Genomic DNA, 23,891 nt, shown 5'->3' with positions numbered 1-23,891 from the left:
CTCGCGCGCGACCTGGCCGCGGGCGCCCGGGCCGGTCGCCGCTGACGCGGGGCCACCTCGGGCCGTGCGGCCATGGTGCGCCCGACCGCGCCGCGCAAGGCGCCCACACCCACGTCACACGGTGAAACCCACCAACGCAGCGCAATCCCGAGTGCCGGGAAACTCTCCCTTCCCGTCGAGACCCACCACATGCGCCGAGACCCGCTGCTACGGCCAGGGTCTCGGCGCGCGCGGGGGGTTTCGGCGCGCGAAGTGGGTCTCGACGCGCAAAGTGGGTCTCGGCACACTGCGTGGGTCTCGGCGCGCGGTGTGTCCCGGCGCGCGCGGTGTGTCCCGGCGCGCGCGGTGTGTCCCGGCGCGCGCGGTGTGTCCCGGCGTGCGTGGCGGGTCCCGGCGTGCGTGGTGGGTCCCGGCGTGCGTGGTGGGTCTCGGCGTGCGCCCCGCGAAAAGCCGGCGCGCAGAGGACGGCAACCGGGCGAGAGCGGATGCGCCATCATGGCGCTCCATCGGCCAGTAGACTCGCCGTCGTGACTTTCTCCCTTGCCGGCGTGTTGACGAGCATCCCGAGCCCGCCCATCAGCGACTTCCAGATCGGCCCGTTCCCGCTGCGGATCTACGCGCTCTGCATCATCGTCGGAATCGTCCTCGCTGCCGTGATGACCAACCGCCGCCTCACGGTGCGCGGCGCAGAGCCGTGGGCCGTCATCGACATCTGCATCATCGCCGTGCCGCTGGCCATCATCGGCGCGCGGATCTACCACGTCGCCACGCACCCCGGCTTCTACTTCGGCGCGGGAGCCAACACGTGGAACGTGTTCCAAACCGGGTCGGTGTGGGCGATCTGGGAGGGCGGCATCGCCATCTACGGAGCGCTCATCGGCGGCGCGGTCGGCGCGTGGCTCGGCTGCAAATGGACGGGCATCCGCTTCAGCGCGTTCGCCGACGCCCTCGCGCCCGGCATGCTGCTCGCCCAGGCGATCGGGCGGCTCGGCAACTGGTTCAACCAAGAGCTGTTCGGCCTGCCCACCGATCTGCCGTGGGGTCTGGAGATCCCGTCCACCAACGCCGCCTTCCCGCCCGGGCTGCCGGACGGCACGCTGTTCCACCCCACGTTCCTGTACGAGATCGTCTGGAACGCGCTCGGCGTCGTGGTCCTGCTGTGGGCCGGCCGGCGCTTCGTGCTGCAGTGGGGCCGCCTGTTCGCCCTCTACCTCGTGTGGTACAGCGCGGGGCGCATCGTGTGGGAGTCGATCCGCATCGACCCGAGCGAGATCATCCTCGGTCTCCGCACGAACGTGTGGGCGGCGATCATCGGCGTCGTGCTCGGCCTTGCCATCCTGCTCGTCCAGCGCCGCAGGCACCTTGGCCTCGAGCCGTCGCCCTACGTGCCCGGCCGGGAGTGGACCCCCGAGAGGGCTGTAGAATCGCAAGACACCGACGACTTCGTGGACGTGAGCGAGCCTCCCGCTGGCGAAGCCGACACCCCGAAGTCGGTGACGTCGCCACAAGCGCAACAGTGATCGGGCTCCCCGGAGCCGACGCCAAAGATCCCCGGGCCAAGGTCGTCCCAGTTGAGCAGAACGTGAGGACGAAAGCCATGGCATCGAGCACCCGTCAGGGCGCGCCCAGCGCGTTCCCCGCGAAGCAGGGCATGTACAACCCTGCCTTCGAGAAGGACGCGTGCGGCCTGGCGATGGTCGCCACCCTGCGCGGCACGGCCGGGCACGACATCATCGACCTCGCCCTCACCGCCCTCCGCAACCTCGAGCACCGCGGCGCGATCGGCTCCGACGCCGGCACGGGCGACGGCGCCGGCATCCTGACCCAGATGCCCGACGCGTTCCTGCGCGCCGTCGTCGATTTCGACCTGCCCGCCGTCGGAGAGTACGCCGCCGGCCTGTCGTTCCTGCCGCTCGAGGCCGACGCGCGCGCAGAGCAGAAGGCGGGAATCGAGCGCATCGCGGCATCCGAGAACCTGACGGTGCTGGGATGGCGCGAGGTCCCCACCGACGAGAGCCACCTGGGAAAGCTCGCCCTGGCCGCCAAGCCCGCGTTCGAGCAGCTCTTCGTCGCCGAAGCGGCGGGGGAGCTATCGGGCATCGCCCTGGACCGGCGCGTCTACCGGCTGCGCAAGCGCGCGGGCCACGAGCTGGGGGCGTACTTCGTGTCGTTGTCCAGCCGCACGCTCGGCTACAAGGGCATGGTGACCACGCTCCAGCTGGAGCCGTTCTACCCCGACCTGTCGGACGAGCGCTTCGCGTCCGAGCTCGCGGTGGTCCACTCGCGCTATTCGACCAACACCTTCCCGTCGTGGCCGCTCGCGCAGCCGCTGCGCATGCTCGCGCACAACGGCGAGATCAACACGGTGGGCGCCAACCGCAACTGGATGCGGGCGCGCCAGTCGCAGCTCGAGTCGGAGCTGCTCGGCGACATCCAGCCTCTCCTGCCGATCTGCACCGAGGGCGCCAGCGACTCCGCGTCGTTCGACGAGGTGCTCGAGCTGCTCACGCTCACCGGGCGCAGTCTGCCGCACGCGATCTCGATGATGGTGCCTGAGGCGTACGAGAAGCAGGCCGGCATGGACCCGAAGCTGCGGGCGTTCTACGACTACCACTCGATGCAGATGGAGCCGTGGGACGGCCCGGCCGCCCTCATCTTCACCGACGGCACGCTCGTCGGGGCCACGCTCGACCGCAACGGCCTGCGCCCCGGCCGCTGGACCGAAACCACCGACGGCCTCGTCGTCATCGGCAGCGAGACCGGCGTGCTCGACTTCGAGCCCGAGCGCATCAAGCGGCGCGGAAGGCTGCGGCCCGGCCGCATGTTCCTCGTCGACACCGCCCAGCGCCGCATCATCGAGGACGACGAGATCAAGGCCGAGCTCGCCTCGCTCGAGCCGTGGGAGCTGTGGCTGCGACAGCGAGTCGAGCTGTCGGAGCTGCCCGAGCGCGAGCACATCGTGCATCCGATCGCGTCGATCATGCGCCGCCAGCGCACGTTCGGCTACACCGAGGAGGAGGTCCGCATCCTCCTCACCCCGATGGGGCAGACCGGCGCGGAGCCGCTCGGCGCGATGGGCAGCGACGCGCCGATCGCGGTGCTCAGCGACCGGCCCCGACTACTGTTCGACTACTTCACGCAGCAGTTCGCCCAAGTGACGAACCCGCCGCTGGACTCCATCCGCGAAGAGGTGGTCACGAGCCTCAGCACCGGCATCGGGCCCGAGCGCAACCTGCTCAGCTGGGGCCCCGACCACGCGCGCCAGATCAGCATCGGGTTCCCGGTGATCGACAACGACGAGCTCGCGAAGATCCAGAACATCGAGCGCACGATGCCCGGCCGCAAGGCCGTCGCCATCCGCGGGCTCTACCACTTCGACGCCGGGCCAGGAACGATGAAGGCACGCCTCGACGAGATGTGCGCAGAGGCCGACGCCGCCATCGAAAGCGGCGCGGAGTTCATCATCCTGTCCGACCGCGACTCCAACAAAGACCTCGTGCCGATCCCGTCGTTGCTGATGGTCTCGGCCGTGCACCACCATCTCATCCGCCGACAGAACCGGATGAAGGTCGGGCTCGTGGTCGAAGCCGGCGACGTGCGCGAAGTGCACCACGTGGCCACGCTGCTCGGCTACGGCGCGGGAGCGGTCAACCCGTACCTCGCGATGGAGACCGTGGAGTACCTCGTGCGCTCCGGCTTCATCACCGGGATCACGCCCGAGAAGGCGGTCAAGAACGTCATCTACGCGCTCGGCAAGGGCGTGCTGAAGATCATGTCGAAGATGGGCATCTCCACCGTGTCGTCGTACACCGGCGCGCAGGTGTTCGAGGCGATCGGCCTCTCCCAGGAGTTCATCGACGCCTACTTCACCGGCACCGAGTCCAAGCTCGGCGGCATCGGCATCGAGCAGGTCCAGCGCGAGAATCAGGTCCGCCACGACTACGCCTACCCCGAGGACGAGGCGGTGCGCGCGCACGAGCGCCTGTGGACCGGCGGCGAGTACCAGTGGCGGCGGGATGGCGCTCCGCACCTGTTCAACCCCGACACCGTGTTCCGGCTGCAGCACTCCACACGCACGCGCCGGTACGACATCTTCCGCGAGTACACGAAGCTCGTCGACGACCAGGCGCACGAGCTGAAGACGCTGCGCGGCATGTTCTCGCTGCGCACCGGCCAGCGCCCGCCGGTGCCGCTGGACGAGGTCGAGCCGGTGTCCGAGATCGTGAAGCGGTTCTCGACGGGAGCGATGAGCTACGGCTCGATCTCGAAGGAGGCCCACGAGACCCTCGCGATCGCGATGAACCGCCTCGGCGGCAAGTCGAACACCGGCGAGGGGGGAGAGGATGCCGAGCGGCTCCTCGACCCCGAGCGCCGCAGCGCGATCAAGCAGGTCGCCTCCGGCCGGTTCGGCGTGACGAGCCTGTATTTGACCCAGGCCGACGACATCCAGATCAAGCTCGCCCAGGGCGCCAAGCCCGGCGAGGGCGGGCAGTTGCCGCCCGGCAAGGTGTACCCGTGGATCGCGCGCACGCGCGGCGGCACCGCCGGCGTCGGGCTGATCTCGCCGCCCCCGCACCACGACATCTACTCGATCGAAGACCTCAAGCAGCTGATCTTCGATCTCAAGCGCGCCAACCCCGCGGCGCGCGTGCACGTCAAGCTGGTCAGCCAGTCGGGCATCGGCGCGGTGGCCGCGGGCACCGCCAAAGCGCTGGCGGATGTCATCCTGGTCTCCGGCCACGACGGGGGCACCGGCGCGAGCCCGCTCAACTCGCTCAAGCACGCCGGCACGCCGTGGGAGCTGGGTCTGGCCGAAACGCAGCAGACGCTCATGCTCAACGGCATGCGCGACCGCGTCGTCGTGCAGGTCGACGGCCAGCTCAAGACCGGCCGCGACGTCGTGATCGGCGCCCTGCTCGGCGCGGAGGAGTTCGGGTTCGCCACCGCCCCGCTCGTGGTGTCGGGCTGCGTCATGATGCGCGTGTGCCACCTCGACACGTGCCCGGTCGGCGTCGCGACGCAGAACCCCGTGCTGCGCTCGCGCTTCACCGGCAAGCCCGAGTTCGTGGTGAACTTCATGGAGTTCATCGCCGAGGAGGTGCGCGAGCACCTCGCCGCGCTCGGGTTCCGCTCGCTCGACGAAGCGATCGGCCGATCCGACCTGCTCGATGTCAACGCCGCCATCGAGCATTGGAAGGCGAGCGGGCTCGACCTCTCGCCGATTCTGCGCGGGCTCGAGCTCTCCGACGACGTCCCGCGCCGCCGGTTGCGCGCGCAGGACCACAAGCTCGAGGAGCACTTCGACACGCGGCTCATCCGCATGTCGCAAGACGCGCTGGTCGACCGCGAGCCGGTCGTCATCGAACTGCCCATCCGCAACACCGAGCGCGCGGTCGGCACGCTTCTGGGCCACGAAGTGACGACGCTCCACGGCGGGCCAGGGCTGCCGCGCGAGACGATCGACGTGACGCTGCACGGCACCGCCGGCCAGTCGCTCGGCGCGTTCCTGCCGCCGGGCATCGCGCTGCGGTTGGAGGGCGACGCGAACGACTACGTCGGCAAGGGCCTGTCCGGCGGCGACATCGCGATCCGACCGCCGCGCAACTCGCCGATCGTGCCGCACGAGAACGTCATCGCCGGCAACGTGATCGGCTACGGTGCGACGGCGGGCACGATCTTCATCTCCGGTGTCGTGGGCGAGCGGTTCCTGGTGCGCAACTCGGGCGCGACGGCGGTCGTCGAGGGCGTCGGCGACCACGCGCTGGAGTACATGACCGGCGGCCGGGCGATCATCCTCGGCCCGACGGGCCGCAACCTCGGGGCGGGGATGTCGGGGGGCATCGCGTACGTCCGCGGCCTTGCCGCAGCCAACGTCAACGCGCAAGCGCTGGACAGCGGCGAGCTCCTGCTGTCCGACCTCGATCGCGCCGACCTCGAGGTGCTGCGGAGCCTGCTGACCGAGCACGTCGAGCGCACCGGATCGCCGCTGGCAACCGACATCCTGGCCGACTTCGACTCGGCCTCCGCGGAGTTCGTGCGCGTGCTGCCGCGGGACTACGCGGCCGTGCTGCAGACCCGCCAAGAAGCTGTCGACGAGGGGCTCGACCCCGACGGCGACGTCGTGTGGAACCGCATCCTGGAGGTGACAGGTGGCTGATCCCAAGGGCTTCCTGAAAGTCACCGAGCGCGAGCTGCCGGCGCGCCGGCCGGTGCCGGTGCGCATCCTGGACTGGAAAGAGGTGTACGAGCCCGGCGACTCCGCCGTGCTCCGCCGCCAGGCCGGGCGCTGCATGGACTGCGGCATCCCGTTCTGCCACCAGGGTTGTCCGCTGGGCAACCTCATCCCGGAGTGGAACGACCTCACATGGCGCGGCGAGGGCCGCAGCGCCATCGAACGCCTGCACGCGACGAACAACTTCCCCGAGTTCACGGGCCGGCTGTGCCCGGCCCCGTGCGAGAGCGCGTGCGTGCTGGGCATCAACCAGCCGGCCGTGACGATCAAGCAGGTCGAGGTCTCGATCATCGACGAGGCGTTCTCGCGCGGCTGGGTCGAGCCCGAGCCGCCCGCGCGGCTCACCGGCAAGACCGTCGCAGTTGTCGGCTCGGGGCCTGCCGGGCTCGCGGCGGCGCAGCAGCTCACCCGGGCCGGCCACACGGTCGCCGTGTTCGAGCGCGACGACCGCATCGGCGGCCTGCTGCGCTACGGCATCCCCGATTTCAAGATGGAGAAGCGCCACCTCGAGCTGCGCTTGCGCCAGATGCAGGACGAGGGCACCCGCTTCCGCGCCGGCGTCGAGATCGGCAAGGACATCACGTGGGCAGACCTGCGCACGCGCTACGACGCCGTCGTGATCGCCACGGGCGCGACGGTGCCGCGCGACCTGCCGATCCCGGGGCGGGGCCTTGCCGGCGTGCACTACGCGATGGAGTACCTCGTCGAGTCCAACCGCGCCGTCGCAGGCGAGGCGGTGCCGCACCAGCTCACGGCGGAGGGCAAGCACGTCGTGGTGATCGGCGGTGGCGACACTGGAGCCGACTGCATCGGCACCGCGCACCGCCAGGGCGCGCTGAGCGTGACCAACCTCGCCATCGGGCGTCGGCCTCCCGAGGCGCGCCCGGAGCACCAGCCGTGGCCCATGATGCCGACCGTCTTCGAAGTGCAGTCGGCGCACGAGGAGGGTGGCGACCGCGCCTACCTCGCATCCACCGTCGAGTTCCTGGCCAATGACGTCGGCGAGGTCCACGCGCTGCGCGTGGCCGAGACCGCGTTCGTCGACGGCAAGCGGGTGCCCAATCCCGGCACCGAGCGCGACATCCCGGCCGATCTCGTGCTCATCGCGATGGGCTTCACCGGCCCCGAGCGCGAGACCCTGGACGGACAGCTCGCCGCGACCTTCACCGCGCGCGGCACCATCGAGCGCGCCGACGACTACCAGACCACGGTGCCCGGCGTGTTCGTCGCCGGCGACGCGGGCCGCGGCCAGTCGCTCATCGTGTGGGCCATCGCCGAGGGACGCGCCGCCGCCGCCGGTGTCGACGAATACCTCATGGGCCGCACGTCGTTGCCCTCGCCAGTAAGACCGACCGATATCGCGATCGGCCTCCAGCACGCGTAGGCTGGCGACGCCGACATCACACCCCTGGGAGCACACACGTGAGACGCGCGAAGATCGTCGCAACGCTCGGACCGGCCACCTCGACGTACGAGGCGGTGCGCGCGATCGTCGACGCCGGCGTCGACGTCGCACGCCTGAACCTGAGCCACGGCGACTACTCGGTGCACGAGACCAACCTGGCCAACGTGCGCCGCGCGGCGGAGGACTCCGGCCGCGCCGTCGCCGCGCTCGTCGACCTGCAAGGCCCGAAGATCCGCCTCGGCAAGTTCGCCGACGGGCCCCACGACCTCGCCGTCGGTGACATTTTCAAGATCACGACCGACGACATCCCGGGCACCAAGGAGATCGTCTCCACGACGTTCAAGGGCCTGCCGGGGGATGTGAACCCCGGCGACTACCTCCTCATCGACGACGGCAAAGTGCGCGTGCGGGTCACCGCCGTGGACGGGCCGGTCGTGACGACCGAGGTGATCGTCGCAGGCCAGGTCTCCAACAACAAGGGCATCAACCTGCCCGGCGTCGCCGTGAACGTTCCCGCCCTGTCCGAGAAGGACGAGGACGACCTGCGCTGGGCGCTGCACGCGGGAGTCGACCTCATCGCGCTCTCGTTCGTGCGCAACGCGAAAGACGTGCAGCGCGTGCACGTGATCATGGCCGAGGAGGGCCTCAAGCTCCCCGTCATCGCCAAGATCGAGAAGCCGCAGGCCGTCGACGCGCTGGAGGAGATCATCGACGCCTTCGACGGCATCATGGTGGCCCGCGGCGACCTCGCGGTCGAGCTTCCGCTGGAGGCCGTGCCGATCGTGCAGAAGCAGGCTGTCGAGCTGTGCCGCCGCATGGCCAAGCCCGTCATCGTCGCCACCCAGATGCTGGAGTCGATGACGCACGCTCCGGTGCCCACGCGCGCCGAGGCGTCGGATGTCGCCAACGCCGTGCTCGACGGCGCCGACGCGGTCATGCTGTCGGGAGAGACGAGCGTCGGCGACTACCCCGTCGTGACGGTGGAGACCATGGCGCGCATCATCGAGTCCACCGAGGACCACGGGCTCGACCGCATCCACGCCGTCAACACCCGCCCGCGCACGCAGGGCGGGATCATCACGCTCGCCGCCAACGAGGTGGCCGACTTCGTCGAGGCGAAGTACATCTGCATCTTCTCCGAGTCGGGCGACTCGGCGCGGAGGATGTCGCGGCTGCGGCCGAAGATCCCGATGCTCTCGTTCACGACGACCCCGCAGATCCGCCGGCGGATGGCTCTCACGTGGGGCGTGCAGTCGACCCTCGTCGACCGCGTGCCGCACACCGACCGCATGTTCATCCAGGTCGACGACTTCCTGCTCTCGAACGACCTCGCCGAGGTCGGCGACAGGGTCGTCGTGATCTCCGGGTCGCCTCCCGGGATCGTCGGCTCGACCAACGACATCCGTGTGCACAAGGTCGGCGACGCGCTCAACGGCGCGGCGCCCATCTACCGCGAGTAGGTGTGACGGCATGTTACGCGCGAGAAGCATGACGAGCGCGTAACGGCCATAGTGCTGTCATGGCTTCCAGTAGTTCCCCCTTGCGCCGCGTCATCGCGTCATCCGCCATCGGCCAGTTCGTCGAGTGGTACGACTTCGTCATCTACGCGTACTCCGCGTCGATCATCGCGAAGCTCTTCTTCCCCTCCGAGGATCCGGTGGCCGGCGTGCTGTCCACCTTCGCCGTCTACGCCGTGGGATTCGCGATGCGGCCGCTGGGCGGCATCGTGTTCGGCCTCCTCGGCGACAAGATCGGCCGTCGGCGCCTGCTGATGATCGTGATCATCCTGATGGGGGCGGGAACGATGGGCATTGGAATCCTGCCCACCTACCAGGACGTCGGCATCCTCGCGCCTATCCTGCTCGTGCTGTGCCGCATGGTGCAGGGCTTCTCCGCCGCCGGCGAGACCGCCGCGTCCAACGCCTTCGTCGCGGAGCACGCGCCCCCGAACCGGCGCGGGCTTTACGTGTCGTTCACGTACAGCTTCTCGACGTCGCCGTCCGTCGTGGCCGCCCTTGTCGTGCTGGCGTTGATGAACGGGCTCGGCACCGAGGCGTACGAGGGATGGGGCTGGCGCATCGCCTTCCTGATCGGCGGACCGATGGCGCTCGTCGGCTTCTACATCCGCAACCGCGTGGACGAGTCCCCCGTGTTCGAGGCGGCGCAGGCCGCGCATGCCCAAGCCGCCGCGGAGAACGTGGAGCAGACGAAGACCTCCACGGCGCGACCGGTGGCGTTGGTGCTCTCCCTCGCCGCGCTGTCGGCCTTGGCGTTCTACACCTTGAGCGGGTACATGGTGAGCTACCTCACCACCGGCGCGGGGCTCGACAGCGATTCCGCGCTCCTCACCAATGGCATCGCGTTGCTGGTCGCGTTCGTGTTCTTCTGGGTGGGCGGGGCGCTCTCTGACCGGTTCGGCCGGCGCCCCATCCTGTACAGCACGATCATTGCGACGATCGTGCTCTACCTGCCCGCCTTCTGGCTCGCGGGCCTCGGCACGGCCGCCGCCGCCATGGCCGGACAGCTCGTCATCGCGATCGTGTTCGGCGTGTTCTGGGGCGCGTTCGGCATCACGGTGGTCGAGCTGTTCCCCACGCGCAACCGGCTCAGCGGAACGATGATCAGCTGGGCGCTCGCCTACGCGCTCTTTGGAGGCACCGCTCCGCTGCTGTCGACGTGGCTGATCGCAACGACCGGGCTGCTCATCGCGCCGGGCATCTACGTGCTCACCGTCGCGGTCGTCTCACTGGTCTTGATCATCGCGCTGCGGCTTCCAGAGACATCGCGATCGAGCTTGCTGCACGTCGACGACCAGGCGCCGCAGGCCGAAGCCGCCGTGCGCTGAGCGCGGTCGCTCTGCGGGTCGTGCCGGTGGTGGGAGTCGAACCCACACGCCCTTCCGGGCAACCGATTTTGAGTCGGTCGCGTCTGCCATTCCGCCACACCGGCCAGTGTCGCCATCCGACCCTATCGCAGCATCCCTTCGCCTCGTCTCGGGGCTCCCGCTACAGAAACCCGCACATGCGCCCGTGACTCGCACGCGCGACTGCGGGTTTCTGTAACGCGTGCGCACAGCGGGCTCCTCGTGGGGCGCGGCGCCGAGTGGCTAGGATAGGACGGTGACCGAGCAGGATCAGAACGCCCAGCCCGCGGCATCCGTGCCACGACGCGTCGTCGTCGCCGAGGACGAGTCGCTCATCCGCCTCGACATCGTCGAGATCCTGCGCGACAACGGCTTCGACGTCGTGGGCGAGGCCGGCGACGGCGAGACGGCCGTCCAGCTGGCCACCGAGCTGCGGCCCGATCTCGTGATCATGGATGTCAAGATGCCCCAACTCGACGGCATCTCGGCGGCCGAGCGGCTCAGCAAGAACCACGTCGCCCCTGTGGTGCTGCTGACGGCGTTCAGCCAGAAGGAGCTCGTCGAGCGCGCGAGCGAGGCGGGCGCCCTCGCCTACGTCGTGAAGCCGTTCACGCCGAACGATCTGCTGCCCGCGATCGAGATCGCCCTCTCGCGGTACGAGCAGATCATCACGCTCGAGGCCGAGGTCGCCGACATGGTCGAGCGCTTCGAGACGCGCAAGCTCGTCGATCGCGCCAAGGGCCTGCTCAACGAGAAGATGGGCCTGACCGAGCCCGAGGCATTCCGCTGGATTCAGAAGGCGTCGATGGACCGCCGCCTCACGATGCAGGACGTCGCCAAGGCCATCATCGAACAGCTGGCCCCCAAGAAGTCCTGACCGGGCTAGCGCTCGGCGCTCGGCGCGGCGATCAGCCGGTTGGTGATCCGCACCGTGGAGCAGCGACGGCCGTCGTCGTCGGTCAGCACGACCTCGTGCACCGTCATCGACCGGCCGACATGCAGCGGCGTGCACACGCCGGTGACGAAGCCGGATGCCGCGGAGCGGGTGTGCGTCGCGTTGACGTCGACGCCGACGGCCAGTCGCCCCGGGCCGGCGAGCCAGTTCGCGTGCATCGAGCCGAGCGACTCGCCCAGCACGACGTAGGCGCCCCCGTGGAACAACCCCACCGGCTGCGTGTTCCCCTCCACCGGCATCCGGCCGACCGCGCGCTTGTCGGAGAGCTCGATCCACTCGAAGCCCATCTTCTCCGCCAATGCGCCGACGCCGCGGCGGTGCGCCCACGGCAGGGCATCCAAGCCCGCGGCCACAGCGCCGTCCGCGGGCGAAGTGCCATCGGCGGGGGAGTCGGGCATCAGGCTCCTTCCACGGGCGGGGGAGTCCGACCCCCTGGCTAGGCTTGCAGGGTGACGGACTCCGGAAAGCCTACCCTCCTGGTCGTCGACGGGCACTCGCTCGCGTATCGCGCCTTCTACGCGCTGCCGGTCGAGAACTTCTCGACGAAAGACGGCCAGCACACCAACGGGGTCTACGGCTTCCTGGCGATGCTCGTCAACCTCGTCAAGGCCGAGCGACCGACGCACCTGGCGGTCGCGTTCGACACGTCGCGGCACTCGTTTCGCACCGACGTGTACGCCGAGTACAAAGCCAACCGCTCCGAGACCCCCGCCCCGTTCCAGGGCCAGATTCCGCTCTTGAAAGACTGCCTCGCCGCGATGAGCATCACCGTGCTCGAGCAGGAGAACATCGAGGCCGACGACATCCTCGCCACCCTCGCCACCCGAGGCGCCGCCGAGGGCTTCGATGTGCTGGTGTGCTCGGGCGACCGCGACACCATCCAGCTGGTGACCGACGAGGTCACGCTGCTCTACCCGAGTGTGCAGGGCGTGTCGCAGCTCAAGCGCTACGACCGGCAAGCCGTCATCGACAAGTACGGCGTTCCTCCCGAGCAGTACCCCGACATCGCAGCCCTCGTGGGCGAGACCAGCGACAACCTGCCCGGCGTTCCGAAGGTGGGCGAGAAGACCGCCGTCAAGTGGCTCGGGCAGTTCGGCTCGCTGGAGAACCTGCTCGACAACGCCGACAAGGTGACCGGCGTCGTCGGCGGAAACCTGCGCGAGCATCTTGACGATGTGCGCCGCAATCGCATGCTGAACAGGCTGCTGCGCGACGTCGAGCTGCCGGTGGGCCCGGCCGACCTCGCGGTGCGCCCGATCGACGCGCAGGCCGTGCGCGACATCTTCGCGCGCCTCGAGTTCCGCACGCTCCTGCCTCGGGTGTTCGAGATGGCCGGCGCCACCGCGGCCGAGGCCGACGCGGCGTCGCGTCCCGCCGCGGCCACTGCGCCGACCGCCCGCGAGGTGGACGCGGAGGGGCTGACCGCGTGGCTGGGAACGGCAGGCGACGGTCCGCTCGCGCTCACGGTCGAGACCGCCGGCGGCCTGCCGACGCGGGTCGGCGTTGCAAGCGAGGCCGAGGCGGTCGAGTTCTCGTGGGGGCAGGATGCCGCTGCCTCGGCGTTCGGCCAGTGGCTGGCATCCGAAGCCCCCAAGGTGCTGCACGACGCCAAGCCCCAAGTGAAGGCGCTGCGCCGCGCGGGCATCGCGATCGCCGGAGTGGCGTTCGACACGCTGCTGGCCGGATGGCTGCTGCGCCCGAGCCTGCCCGACAAGACTCTCGCCGACCTCGTCGACCGCTACCTCGATGAGAAGCTGCCGGAGGCCGACCCGAGCCAGCTCGTGCCCGAGACGGAGGGGGCCACGGCGGGGCAGGTGTCGTGGTACGTGCTGCGCGTGGCCGAGGCGCTGCGTGCCGAGCTCCCGCCCGCCGTCGAGAAGGTGCTCACCGACATCGAGCTGCCGACGCTGTCAGCGCTGGCTGACATGGAGATCGCCGGCGTCGCGGTCTCGCACGAGAAGCTGTCGGCGTTTTCGTCCGAGCTCGGCGCCCGCGCCGACGCCATCGCGCACGAGGCCTTCGCCGCGATCGGCCGCGAGGTGAACCTCGGCTCGCCGAAGCAGCTGCAGGAGGTGCTGTTCGAAGACCTGCAGCTGCCGAAGACCCGCAAGACCAAGACCGGTTACTCGACGGATGCCGCGGTGCTCGCCGATCTGCAAGAGACCAACCCGCACCCCTTCCTCGACCTGCTGCTCCAGCACCGGGAGGCGACGAAACTGCGTCAGATCATCGAGTCGCTGGACAGCGCGATCGGGGGCGGCGGCGCGCTCGTGCCGGACGGCCGCATCCACACCACCTACCTGCAGACCGGCAGCCAGACCGGCCGCCTGTCCAGCACCGACCCGAACCTGCAGAACATCCCCGTGCGCACGGAAGAGAGCCGCCGCATCCGCTCCGCCTTCGAGGTCGGGGCCGGCTACGAGTCGCTGCTGACGGCCGACTACTCGCAGATCGAGATGCGCATCATGGCGCACCTGTCCGAAGACCCCGGGCTGATCGAAGCGTTCAACTCCGGAGAGGACACGCACCGCTTCGTCGGGTCACGGGTCTTCGGGGTCGCCCCGGAGGACGTTGACGCGAACATGCGCACCAAGGTGAAGGCGATGTCGTACGGTCTCGTCTACGGGCTCAGCGCGTTCGGGCTGTCCAAGCAGCTGCGCATCGAACAGGCCGAGGCGAAGCAGCTCATGCTGGAGTACTTCGCCCGATTCGGCGCCGTGCGCGACTATCTGCGCTCGTCGGTCGAGCAGGCGCGCATCGACGGCTACACCGAGACGATCTTCGGCCGGCGCCGGCCGTTCCCCGACCTCACAAGCCCCAACCGCGTGCTGCGCGAGAACGCCGAGCGCGCCGCGCTCAACGCGCCGATCCAGGGGAGCGCGGCCGACATCATGAAGATCGCGCTCTTCCGCATCCACGGCGCGCTGGCGGCCGCCGGCCTGGCATCTCGCATCCTGCTGCAGATCCACGACGAGCTCGTGGTGGAGGTTGCGCCGGGGGAGTGGGATGCCGCGGAGCGCATCGTTCGCGTGGAGATGGCCGGCGCGGCCGACCTGTCGGTGCCGCTCGACGTGCAGATCGGCCGCGGCGCCGACTGGAACGAGGCGGGCCACTGATGAGACGGGGCGCGGTTTAGGCTCGAACGCATGACTGTTCCCGCCCGCACCCCCTCCGCGATCGACCAGCTCGCCGAGGGGTGGGTCGACACGATCGTCGACCTCGCGCCGATCGCCGGCACCTATATCGGCCGCAACGAGTGCAACAACCGCTACGGCGACTTCTCGCCGGAAGGCCACGACCACGCCGCCCAGAAGACTCGCGAGACGCTCGCCGCGCTGCGGGCGCTCGACCCCGTGGACGACATCGATGTCGTCACGAAGGACGCGCTGTCTCGCGACCTCGAGCTCAGTCTGCAGTTGCACGACGCGAAGTGGCATCTGCGCGACCTCAACGTCATCGCGTCGCCGGCGCAGGATCTGCGCGCGGTGTACGACCTCATGCCGACCGAGACGACCGACGACTGGGCAGTCATCGCCCAGCGGCTTGCCGCGTTGCCCGATGCCGTGCGCGGCTACATCGCCACCCTGCGCGAGGGCATTGCCCAGGGTGTGGTTCCCGCGCGCCGTCAGGTGACCGAAGTCGTGACGCAGATCGCGCGCTACACCGAGGACTCCGGGTTCTTCGCCGAGCTGGCGGCCGAGGCGGCGCCGAGCGAGGGCCAGCTTCCGGCATCCCTCGCCCGAGATCTCTCGGCGGCGTCGGGCGCCGCCCGGGTCGCCTACGACCGGCTCGCGGTGTTCCTGCACGACGAGCTGGCGCCCGTGGCCGCCGAGAACGACGCGGTCGGGCGCGAGCTGTACGCGCTGCACTCGCAGCGCTTCCTCGGCGCGCGCGTCGACCTCGACGAGACGTACGAGTGGGGCATCGACGAGCTGGCCCGCATGGTCGCCGAGCAGGAGGCCGTGGCCCGCGAGATCACGCCCGGCGCGTCGGTCGAGGAGGCGGTCGCGTTCCTGGAGGCCGACCCGTCGACCAAGCTGCACGGCACCCAGGCTCTGCAGGAGTGGATGCAGCGCACGAGCGACCGCGCCATCGAAGAGCTCGGCGCGACGCACTTCGACATCCCCGACCCGATCCGCACGCTCGAGTGCATGATCGCCCCCACGAAGGAGGGCGGCATCTACTACACCGGCCCGACCGACGACTTCTCTCGTCCCGGCCGGATGTGGTGGTCGGTTCCGGAGGGCGTCGACTCGTTCGACACATGGCGCGAGCTGACCACCGTGTACCACGAAGGCGTGCCCGGGCATCACCTGCAGATCGCGCAGGCCGTCTACAACCGCGCCGAGCTGAACACGTGGCGCCGCCTGCTGTCGGGGGTGTCGGGTCACCTGGAGGGCTGGGCGCTGTACGCCGAGCGGCTTATGGACGAGCTCGGCTATCTGCCCACGCCCGCCGACCGGCTCGGCATGCTCGACGGACAGCGCATGCGCGCCGCCCGCGTCGTGCTCGACATCGGCGTGCATCTGGAAAAGCCCCGCCTCGACGGCGAGGGAGTATGGGATGCCGCTTGCGCTCTCGATTTCATGCGCAGGAACGTGAACATGCCCGAGGAGTTCGTGCGGTTCGAGGTCAACCGCTACCTCGGCTGGCCGGGCCAGGCGCCCTCGTACAAGATCGGCCAGCGCATTTGGGAGCAGGTGCGCGACGAGTACCGCGAGCGCAAGGGCGACGCGTTCGACATCAAAGAGTTCCACAAGCGCGCGCTCGACCTCGGCAGTGTCGGCCTCGACACGCTCCGCATGGCCGTCGCTCGCCTCTGACCCCGTCCGGCCCCTGAGCTTGTCGAAGGGCCTACCGGTCGCCCCGCGAGCCGAAGCCCCGCCGGCCGCCCCGCGAGCCGAAGCTCCGCCGGTCGCCCCGCGAGCCGAAGGCGAGACGAAACGCGCCGAGCCGTCAGACCCGGAAGACGCGAAGCTGCAGGGCGACCATCGAGTAGTAGCCGACCAGCACCGTGAGCTCGAAGACCCGCTCCCGCCCGATCACTTCCACCTCTTCGCGCCACAACACGTCGTCGACCTCGCCGTCCAACAACGCGATGGTCAAGCGGGCGCAGGCAGCCTCTTCGCGGTTCGCGAAGTCCGGCACGTCGCCCCCCGTGAGCGCGGCCAGCTCCGACTCGGTCAGCCCTGCCGCGCGGCCGACGGCCTCGTGCGCCTCGCGCTCGAAGGCGCTGTCCCAACGTGCCGCGACAAGCAGTATCGCCGCTTCGCGAGCGCGCGCCGTAAGGCCCGTGCGGTACCGGATGCCCGCGCCGAGCTCTTGCAGCGCCTGCCCCAACGGCGGAGCGAGCAGGAACGCGTTGAACGGGCCGCGCAAGGCGCCGTTCTCGTCCGTCAGCGCGAAGTGCTGCGGCCCCTGCGCGCGCGGCCCGGCGGTGATCTGCTCGTACAGCTCGCGCTGCGCCGGAGCGAGCTGCACGGGCTGGAATCGCGGCAGTCGTTCCCTCATCCGGCGGCCTAGTGGTCGATCTCGCCGCGACCGGGGATCCGGAGCACGTGGCCGTTCAACCCGAGCAGGTTCTCGCCGGCGGCCAGCTCCCAGACCACCGCGCTGATCACTTCCGGCTCGACCGCATCGGGGGGCATCTCGCCGTAGACCGCGAGGAGCGCTTCCGTCGCGATGTTCGGCGGCGACACGGCGTTCACCCGGATGCCGCGATCGAGGAGCGTCTTCGCGGCGCTTGTCGTGAGATTGACGACGGCCGCCTTGGAGGCGGAGTACAGGTGTTGGTGCAGCGGGGGCGAGTAGGCGTCGCGCGACGCGATGTTCACGATGCTCGCGGAGGCCGCCGCGATCTCGCAGAACGCCTGCGACACGTTGACCGTGCCCCACACGTTCAGATCGAAGATCCGTCGGAAGTCCGCGAGAGTGGCCGACCCGAAGCGCGTTGCCGGATACATGCCGGCCGCGTTCACCAGAGCCGCCGGCGCGGGCGCCGACTCCGCGATGCTCCGGAATACCGCCGCCACGGCCTCGGGATCGGTGACATCCACCTCGTGCCCCTGGAACCGAGCGTGGTCGGCCAGCTCCGCGGGAGCGGGTGACACATCGAGGCCGACGACTGTCCAGCCCTCGGCCAGGAACCGCCACGCACACGAGAGCGCGAGCCCGCGCGAGGAACCCGTGATGACCGCGACGCCGTGGCCCTGCCGTCCTGCTGAATCGCTCATGCCGCCTCCTCGACTGCCCGCACGGCCCGTTCCGTGTCGTCAATCTGGTCGAGCCAGGCTGTGCGCACGATGTCTATCCGGTCGTCCGGCTCTTGGTGGGCGAGCAGCGGGCCGATGCCGTGGGGGAGCTTGCCCTCCTCATGCAAGCGCAGCATGCGCGTGATGAGGCGAGTCTGGATCTGGTAGACCGGCGCTTGAGCGCCCCTCGGCGCGATGAGACCGACGAGGTAGAGCTTCTCCAGGCCGGCCGGCACAATGGCCCCGCCTTGGCGCAGCGGGACGTCGCCCGCCTCGCGGATGAGGCCCTGCGGGAGGAATGGGATGCGGGGGCTGAACCCGGTCGCCCACAGCACCGTGCTGTACTCCTCGACCGTGCCGTCACTGAAGTGGACGTCGAGGCCGTCGAAGCGCTCGATGGCCGGCCGCACCTCGATGCGCCCGTGCTGTATCCAGTACAGCATCAGGTCGTTGACGATCGGGGCGTTCTCGGCCAGGGTCTCTCGTTCAGGCATCGGCAGTCCGTACTCGGCCGGGGTGCCCACCGTGACCCGCATCAGCAGACGCGTCGCGAGGTCGAACTCGCTCGGCGACAGCTCGCCGAGGAACGCGATCTCCGAGCGCGGTTTCCCGAAGAACGTCTTGGGCTGGTAGTAGTGCCCCTGGCGCACCGACACAGAGGTGCGGATCCGGTGCTGCGCGGCGTCCACCGCGAGGTCGCAGCCCGAGTTGCCCGTGCCGACCACGAGCACGCGGTCGCCTTCGATGTCGTCGGTGTTCGTGTACTGGGCCGAGTGCAACTGCTTCCCGGTGTACTCGCCCGGGTAGCCGGGCACCTTCGGAGCCCACAAGTGCCCGTTCGCGACGAGCACGCCGTCGTACGCATGGACGCTGCCGTCGGCCAGCGTGACGGTCCACCCGCCGGCTCCGTTGTCCGCGTGCGTCGGACGCGCGTCGGCGACCTCCACGTTGAAGGTGATGCGGTCGCGAAGGCCGAAGCGGTCGGCGTACGCGTTGTAGTACTCGACCAGCTGGTCGCGCGAAGGGAAGTTCGGCCAGTGCGCGGGCATCGGGTAGTCGTCGTATCCGCTCAGATTCCGCGACGTGATGAGGTGGAGCGCGTCGTAGTCCGTGTTCCAGTGCCCCCCCACGCGTCCGGTGCGCTCGAAACAGTCGACGTCGAACCCTTGATCGCTCATGATCTTCAACGCCGCGAGCCCGGCGGCGCCCGCCCCGATGATGCAGTACTTCGGCATTTCCTTCGTTTTTCTCCTTCGATGTCCGACCCGGATGGGCCTAGTTGCGCCCGACCGTGAACCCGGCGGCGCTGAAGCCGCCGTCCACCCTGAGCTCTTCGCCGGTGATGAACGACGACCGCGCGCTCACGAGGAAGAGCACGGCTTCGGCGAGTTCTTCCGGCTCGGCGCCTCGGTCCAGCGGTGTCGACTGCCGCACGAACGAGGAGTCCTCGTCGGCGAGCTGCGGCGTTTGGACGGTGCCGGGGACCAGCGCGTTGACACGGATGCCCAGCGGCGCGCCCTCGGCCGCGGCCGTCTTCGTCATCCCGATCACGGCCGCCTTGCTCGCCGTGTACGCGACGTACCCGGGAGCGCTCACCTGGCCGTAGACGGACGCGGTGTTGACGATCGCGCCGCCGCGCGCGCCCAGCAGCGCCCAAAGGTGCTTCATCCCGAGGAACACCCCGGTGGCGTTCACGCGGAGAATCGCCTCGAACCCCGCGACGCTCTCGTCGGCGATGGAGGCCGAGTGCACGATGCCGGCGTTGTTCACCAAGATCTGCGCCGACCCATGCTCGCGCGCGAGCTCGTCGGCGAGCGTCCGCCAGCCGTCCTCACTGGTCACGTCATGGTGGCGGTACCGGATGTCGCGTCCTTCCGCAGCCGCCGCGGCAGCGAGCGCTTCGCCTTCGTCGTCCAACAGGTCCAGCGAGTAGACGATGGCGCCGGACGCCGCCAACCGGCGCGAGTGCGCGGCTCCCTGCCCGCGGGCCCCGCCCGTGACGACGGCGACCTTGCCTGCTAGCTCCATGTGGCTCCTCGATTCTCCGTGTGGTGTCGGTGTGGTCGTGGCCGCGTCATCCCGCGGCCTCGAGTCGTCGCAGCCCGCGCTCGAACCGCGCGAGCAGCTCGGCGATCTCATCGCTGGAGATGACGACGGGCGGCGAGACCAGCACAGCGTCGCCCGACACCCCGTCGACGCCGCCACGCGACGGATAGACGAGAAGGCCCTCCGCCGCGCACGCGTCGACGAAGCAGGGGGTGAAGCCCTCGTCCGTCGGGAAGGGCTTCCCGGTCGCCGGATCGCCGAACTCGACTCCCCACATCAGCCCGATGCCGCGCACGTCGACGATCGACGCGCTGTCCCGCTGAATGCGGCGCAAGCCCTCGCCGAGCGTGGCGCCGTGCTCCGCGGCCGCTTCCACGAGTCGATCCCTCCGCATGACCTCGATCGAGGCGACGCCGGCGGCCGCTCCGATCGGGTTGTTCGAGTACGTGTGGCCGGCCGTCACCGCGCCGCGGGCGTGAAGGAGCGGCCCGCTCACCCGGCGCGAGATGCCCACGCCGCCGAGCGGCGCGTAGCCGCCGGACACCCCCTTCGCGAAGACCACGAGGTCGGGCGTGGCCCTCCAGTGCTGGAAGCCGAACCAGCGTCCCGTGCGCGCGAACCCGGCCATCACTTCGTCGGCGATCCACAGCATCCGATACGTGTCGCACAGCTCCCGCAAGAGCTCGAAGTACCCGGGAGGCGGGACCAGCGCGGCCGCGGAGGCGCCGCCCACCGTCTCGATGAGGATGGCCGCGGTGTGCTCGTGATCGAGCGCCGCGAAGTCGTCGCGCAGGCGCTCCAACACGACCGGCTCGGGATCGGCGATGCACTCGTCCACCCGGATCCGGTGCAGGTACGGCGCGCGCACGCGCTCGTTCGCCGTGACCAGGGGGCGGAAGGCCGCGGAGTAGCGCGGCTGGCCGCTGATCTGGATGTTTGCGAGGGTGCTGCCGTGATAGCTGTTCGTCGTCGTGACGAACTTGGTCTTCTCCGGCATCCCCTTCACGTCCCAGTGCAGGAACGCGAGTTTGAGCGCCAGCTCGTTGGCCTCCGATCCCGAGTTGACGAACATCGCCCGGTCGAAGTCGGGCCCGAGCAATTCGACGACCTCGCTCGCCAAGCGTTCCACCGGCTCATTGCGGAACTGGATGCGGTGCGCGAACGAGAGCGTCTCAGCCTGGCGGGCGATCGCCGCGACCACGTCGGGGTGGCACTCGCCGAGGTTGACCGCGACGGGCCCGGACGAGCCGTCGAGATAGTCCTTGCCGTTCTCGTCCCAGATCCAGACCCCGCGGCCACGGGTCGCGAGCGGCAGCGACCTCGTGCTGCTCGGCATCAAAGCGGAATCGCTGCTCACGCCGTGACACTCTCCTTCGCAACGGTGTGGAGGTAGCCGAAGTCGTAGACGACCGTGACGTCTCGACCGGGCTCCAGCAGCGTGCCCAGCCCGCCGTAGCTCGTTCGGATGATCACCGGGTCTTCGCGCTGCGGAAGCGACACCTCGACGCGGCAGGATCCACCCTGAAACTGGACCTGCGTCACTCGTGCCGCGAACGAGTGTGTGCCCTTCCCACCCACCTCCGCGATCGCGAGGTCCTCCGGCCGAACCACCACGAGCTCGCCGGCCTTTTCCGGAAGCTTCTCGGCGAGCGGGGGGATGTTGCCCTGCGCGTCCACCTCGAAGAGGTTGACCTCCCCGAGGAATCGGGCGAGGAACTCGGTGCTCGGTTTGCAGTACATCTCCTCGGCGCTGCCCTGCTGCTCGATCCGGCCGCCGTTCATGACGACGACGTGGTCCGACATCGACAGCGCCTCGGACTGATCGTGGGTCACGCTGATCGTGGTGACCCCCACCTCGCGCTGGATGCTCTTGAGCTCGGACTGCATGGCCTCGCGCAGCTGCTTGTCCAATGCCGACAGGGGCTCGTCCAGCAGGAGCACCTGCGGGCTCGGAGCGAGAGCGCGAGCCAGTGCGACGCGCTGCAGCTGCCCGCCGCTCAGCGTAGACGCACGCCGGTTCTGGAAGCCGCCGAGCTTGACGAGCTCGAGCATCTCGGCGACGCGCGCCTTGCGGTCGCCTTTCCACTTCTGCGCGACCAGCGGGAACGCCACGTTCTCGCCCACCGTCATGTGCGGGAAGATCGCGTAGTTCTGGAACACGATGCCGAGCCGGCGCGCTCCGGGAGGCAGGTTGCCCACTTCCTGGCCGTCGAAGAGCACACTGCCCTCGTCGGGCTTGAGGAAGCCGGCGAGCACGTTCAGGGTCGTGGTCTTGCCCGACCCCGACGGCCCGAGCAGCGTGACGAACGAGCCGGCGGGGATCTCGATCCCCACCCTGTCCAGGATCTTCGAATGCGAGAGCGTCAGGGACACGCCCTTCAGCTGGACATCCACACTCACGGCTTCTCCTTGTCCGTCGCGAGCCGGCGGGCTGCGCGTCTGCTGGTTGCTTTCATGATCGCGAGCACGAGCACGACGGCGATCACGGTCACGAGGATCACGTATCCCGACACCGAGGCGAGCAGGGGCGACACGTTCTGCGTCGCCTCGTTGTACAGCTTCGCCGGCAGAGTGCTGCGGCCCGGGGGAGCGAGGAACAGCGCGAGCACCACCTCGTCGAATCCGAACGCGAACGAGAGGATGAACCCCATCACGAGGCTCCGTCGCAGGAGCGGGAGCTCGACCGACCACACCGTGCGCCACCAGCTCGCGCCCATGCTCTGGGCCGCGCGGGTGAGGGCCGGATCGATAGCCACCATGCCGCTGGAGAGGGTGAGGAACGCGATCGGCAGGCACAGCACGGCCTGCCCGACGATCAGCGGGACGAGCGAGCCCTGGAAGCCGGCGAACTGCCCCGCCTGGCGCAACCCGAGCGCGAACACGATGATCGGGAGCACCATGGGCAGGAAGAAGAAGGGCCGGAAGACCTTGGCGGCGACCGAGCTTCTGGCGAGCGCGATCGCCGCCAAGGTGCCGATGACGGTGGCGATGACCGCGGCTGTGCCCGACACCTGGAACGAGGTGAACAGCGCCTGGAACCAGCGACGGTCCTCGAGCACCTCGATGTACCAGCGCCACGAGAATCCGTCCGGCGGCACCTGCAGGAAGCTGCCCGACGTGAACGACGCCGGGATCACGATCAGCATCGGAACGAGCAGGTAGGCCGCGAGCAGGATGCCGAGCAGCACCGTGATCGGCCGGGGCCGCTTCATCGACTCCTGGAACTGGTGCTCCATGGACATCGCGTTCATCGTCGCTCCCAACGCTCGGTGATCTTGAAGATCCGCTCGGCCAGGAAGTACAGCGCGATGACGACGACGAGGAGCATCGTGCCCATGATCGCCGCCGACTTGAAGTTCTGGGTCCCGCTGAGCTCACGGCCGATCAGCGTGCCCATCGTCAGCTGGGCGGGGCCTCCGAGGAACGCTGGCGTGATGTAGAAGCTCAACGAGATCATGAAGACCAGGAGGGCGCCGGCGACGACGCCGCCGGAGATCTGCGGGAAGACCACGCGCCAGAAGGTGGTCAGGCCCGTGGCGCCCATGCTGCGGGCCGCCTTCAACTGGTTGCCGTCCAACGACATGAGCGCGGTGTAGATGAGCATGATCGAGTACGGGATCATCACGTGGACCATGCCGAGGTACATGGCGGTGGGCGTCTGCAGCAGCTGAAGCGGTCCGTCCAGGAACCCCATGCTGTTGAGGATGTCGGCGAGCAGGCCTTTCGGCTGCAGCAAGATGATCCACCCGTACGTGCGCACCATGAGGGAGATCACGAACGCGGAGCCGATGCCGATGACCAGCAGCACGCGGAGGCCGGGCGGGGCGAGCAGGATGGCCAGCGCGTAGACGAGGCCGAGCACGACGCAGAAGACCGTGACCAGCGCCGCCATCAGAAGCGTGCGTGTCAGCGCCGTCTGGAACAGGGGATCGGTGACGACGGAGACGACGTCGCCACTGCCGCTGCCGAACGCCGCAGTCCAGAGCACGAAGCCGATCGGCACCAGCATGCCCAGGGCGAGGAACGCAAGCGGCAGAGCCAGCAGCTCCTTCGTGCCCGGCCCCAGTCCCAGCCTGCGCGTGGTGGTGGGCCCCGTGGCGGCGGGGGCGTCCGCCGCCACGGGGATTCGGCTGCTCACG

Annotated in this window: 17 protein-coding genes and 1 tRNA gene; 8 read left to right on the top strand and 10 right to left on the bottom strand. The window is 69.4% G+C overall.

The window, feature by feature from the left end; translation table 11 throughout:
• Positions 1 to 527: 527 nt before the first annotated feature.
• The 5 genes from lgt to QM611_RS04590 all read left to right on the top strand — a co-directional run bounded on the left by lgt (position 528) and on the right by QM611_RS04590 (position 10,482).
• Complete coding sequence (lgt, locus tag QM611_RS04610) at positions 528 to 1,520, top strand: prolipoprotein diacylglyceryl transferase (RefSeq protein WP_415078727.1); 993 nt, start codon at positions 528 to 530, stop codon at positions 1,518 to 1,520.
• A gap of 77 nt (positions 1,521 to 1,597) precedes the next feature.
• On the top strand, positions 1,598 to 6,157 hold the full coding sequence (gltB, locus tag QM611_RS04605) for a glutamate synthase large subunit (RefSeq protein ID WP_415078726.1): 4,560 nt from the start codon (positions 1,598 to 1,600) through the stop codon (positions 6,155 to 6,157).
• Positions 6,150 to 7,616, top strand: a complete 1,467-nt coding sequence (locus QM611_RS04600; RefSeq protein ID WP_415078725.1) for a glutamate synthase subunit beta — start codon at positions 6,150 to 6,152, stop codon at positions 7,614 to 7,616. The genes gltB and QM611_RS04600 overlap by 8 nt, the downstream gene beginning before the upstream one ends.
• Before the next feature lie 38 nt (positions 7,617 to 7,654).
• A complete protein-coding gene (pyk, locus tag QM611_RS04595; protein ID WP_415078724.1) occupies positions 7,655 to 9,097 on the top strand; it encodes a pyruvate kinase in 1,443 nt (480 codons plus the stop codon).
• 59 nt (positions 9,098 to 9,156) lie between these two features.
• Positions 9,157 to 10,482: an MFS transporter gene (locus tag QM611_RS04590; protein ID WP_415078723.1), complete on the top strand. Its 1,326-nt coding sequence runs from the start codon at positions 9,157 to 9,159 to the stop codon at positions 10,480 to 10,482.
• A 21-nt stretch (positions 10,483 to 10,503) separates the two neighbouring features.
• Here QM611_RS04590 and QM611_RS04585 read toward each other — a convergent pair.
• Positions 10,504 to 10,586, bottom strand: a tRNA-Leu gene (locus QM611_RS04585).
• 170 nt (positions 10,587 to 10,756) lie between these two features.
• Here QM611_RS04585 and QM611_RS04580 point away from each other — a divergent pair.
• Complete coding sequence (locus tag QM611_RS04580; protein WP_415078722.1) at positions 10,757 to 11,377, top strand: ANTAR domain-containing response regulator; 621 nt, start codon at positions 10,757 to 10,759, stop codon at positions 11,375 to 11,377.
• 5 nt (positions 11,378 to 11,382) lie between these two features.
• On the opposite strand, the gene QM611_RS04575 is transcribed toward QM611_RS04580, so the two are convergent.
• Positions 11,383 to 11,853, bottom strand: coding sequence for a hotdog fold thioesterase (locus QM611_RS04575; RefSeq protein ID WP_415078721.1), 471 nt, complete (start codon positions 11,851 to 11,853; stop codon positions 11,383 to 11,385).
• 51 nt (positions 11,854 to 11,904) lie between these two features.
• Here QM611_RS04575 and polA point away from each other — a divergent pair, with 51 nt between their 5' ends.
• Both polA and QM611_RS04565 read left to right on the top strand, forming a co-directional pair.
• Positions 11,905 to 14,571: a DNA polymerase I gene (polA, locus tag QM611_RS04570; RefSeq protein ID WP_415078720.1), complete on the top strand. Its 2,667-nt coding sequence runs from the start codon at positions 11,905 to 11,907 to the stop codon at positions 14,569 to 14,571.
• Positions 14,572 to 14,601: 30 nt separating this feature from the next.
• Positions 14,602 to 16,278 carry a DUF885 domain-containing protein gene (locus QM611_RS04565; RefSeq protein ID WP_415078719.1) on the top strand — a complete coding sequence of 559 codons (1,677 nt, stop codon included), beginning with the start codon at positions 14,602 to 14,604 and terminating at the stop codon, positions 16,276 to 16,278.
• A 133-nt stretch (positions 16,279 to 16,411) separates the two neighbouring features.
• Here the strand turns inward: QM611_RS04565 and QM611_RS04560 are convergent, their stop codons facing one another.
• The 8 genes from QM611_RS04560 to QM611_RS04525 are packed head-to-tail and all read right to left on the bottom strand — an operon-like array spanning position 16,412 to position 23,890.
• On the bottom strand, positions 16,412 to 16,966 hold the full coding sequence (locus tag QM611_RS04560; RefSeq protein WP_415078718.1) for a carboxymuconolactone decarboxylase family protein: 555 nt from the start codon (positions 16,964 to 16,966) through the stop codon (positions 16,412 to 16,414).
• An 8-nt stretch (positions 16,967 to 16,974) separates the two neighbouring features.
• Entirely contained in the window at positions 16,975 to 17,688 is a 714-nt protein-coding gene (locus QM611_RS04555) for an SDR family NAD(P)-dependent oxidoreductase (protein ID WP_415078717.1), read from the bottom strand.
• On the bottom strand, positions 17,685 to 18,941 hold the full coding sequence (locus tag QM611_RS04550; RefSeq protein ID WP_415078716.1) for a flavin-containing monooxygenase: 1,257 nt from the start codon (positions 18,939 to 18,941) through the stop codon (positions 17,685 to 17,687). The genes QM611_RS04555 and QM611_RS04550 overlap by 4 nt, the downstream gene beginning before the upstream one ends.
• A 40-nt stretch (positions 18,942 to 18,981) precedes the next feature.
• The gene (locus tag QM611_RS04545; RefSeq protein WP_415078715.1) at positions 18,982 to 19,734 is read right to left on the bottom strand and encodes an SDR family NAD(P)-dependent oxidoreductase; all 753 of its coding nucleotides are present in this window, start codon (positions 19,732 to 19,734) and stop codon (positions 18,982 to 18,984) included.
• A gap of 46 nt (positions 19,735 to 19,780) precedes the next feature.
• Positions 19,781 to 21,109 carry an aspartate aminotransferase family protein gene (locus QM611_RS04540; RefSeq protein ID WP_415078714.1) on the bottom strand — a complete coding sequence of 443 codons (1,329 nt, stop codon included), beginning with the start codon at positions 21,107 to 21,109 and terminating at the stop codon, positions 19,781 to 19,783.
• Positions 21,106 to 22,152: an ABC transporter ATP-binding protein gene (locus QM611_RS04535; protein WP_415078713.1), complete on the bottom strand. Its 1,047-nt coding sequence runs from the start codon at positions 22,150 to 22,152 to the stop codon at positions 21,106 to 21,108. Before QM611_RS04535 ends, QM611_RS04540 begins: the two co-directional genes overlap by 4 nt.
• A complete protein-coding gene (locus tag QM611_RS04530) occupies positions 22,149 to 23,003 on the bottom strand; it encodes an ABC transporter permease (protein WP_415078712.1) in 855 nt (284 codons plus the stop codon). The genes QM611_RS04535 and QM611_RS04530 overlap by 4 nt, the downstream gene beginning before the upstream one ends.
• Positions 23,000 to 23,890 (bottom strand): ABC transporter permease, encoded by an 891-nt coding sequence (locus tag QM611_RS04525; RefSeq protein ID WP_415078711.1) that lies wholly within the window; start codon positions 23,888 to 23,890, stop codon positions 23,000 to 23,002. The genes QM611_RS04530 and QM611_RS04525 overlap by 4 nt, the downstream gene beginning before the upstream one ends.
• Position 23,891 lies beyond the last annotated feature (1 nt).

The sequence above is a fragment of the Microbacterium sp. genome (assembly GCF_047606685.1).
In the GTDB taxonomy this organism is placed as follows: Bacteria; Actinomycetota; Actinomycetes; order Actinomycetales; family Microbacteriaceae; genus Microbacterium.
The sequence above is the reverse complement of the archived record's forward strand: the minus strand, read 5'-3'. Positions and strand labels throughout refer to the sequence as shown.

Bases quoted from the DNA above. Each gene is read 5' to 3' on its own strand.
- QM611_RS04590 (WP_415078723.1), top strand. From the start codon at position 9,157: ATGGCTTCCAGTAGTTCCCCCTTGCGCCGCGTCATCGCGTCATCCGCC.
- QM611_RS04550 (WP_415078716.1), bottom strand. From the start codon at position 18,941: ATGCCGAAGTACTGCATCATCGGGGCGGGCGCCGCCGGGCTCGCGGCG.
- QM611_RS04560 (WP_415078718.1), bottom strand. From the start codon at position 16,966: ATGAGGGAACGACTGCCGCGATTCCAGCCCGTGCAGCTCGCTCCGGCG.
- QM611_RS04555 (WP_415078717.1), bottom strand. From the start codon at position 17,688: ATGAGCGATTCAGCAGGACGGCAGGGCCACGGCGTCGCGGTCATCACG.
- QM611_RS04565 (WP_415078719.1), top strand. From the start codon at position 14,602: ATGACTGTTCCCGCCCGCACCCCCTCCGCGATCGACCAGCTCGCCGAG.
- gltB (WP_415078726.1), top strand. From the start codon at position 1,598: ATGGCATCGAGCACCCGTCAGGGCGCGCCCAGCGCGTTCCCCGCGAAG.
- QM611_RS04545 (WP_415078715.1), bottom strand. From the start codon at position 19,734: ATGGAGCTAGCAGGCAAGGTCGCCGTCGTCACGGGCGGGGCCCGCGGG.
- QM611_RS04575 (WP_415078721.1), bottom strand. From the start codon at position 11,853: ATGCCCGACTCCCCCGCCGATGGCACTTCGCCCGCGGACGGCGCTGTG.
- QM611_RS04530 (WP_415078712.1), bottom strand. From the start codon at position 23,003: ATGAACGCGATGTCCATGGAGCACCAGTTCCAGGAGTCGATGAAGCGG.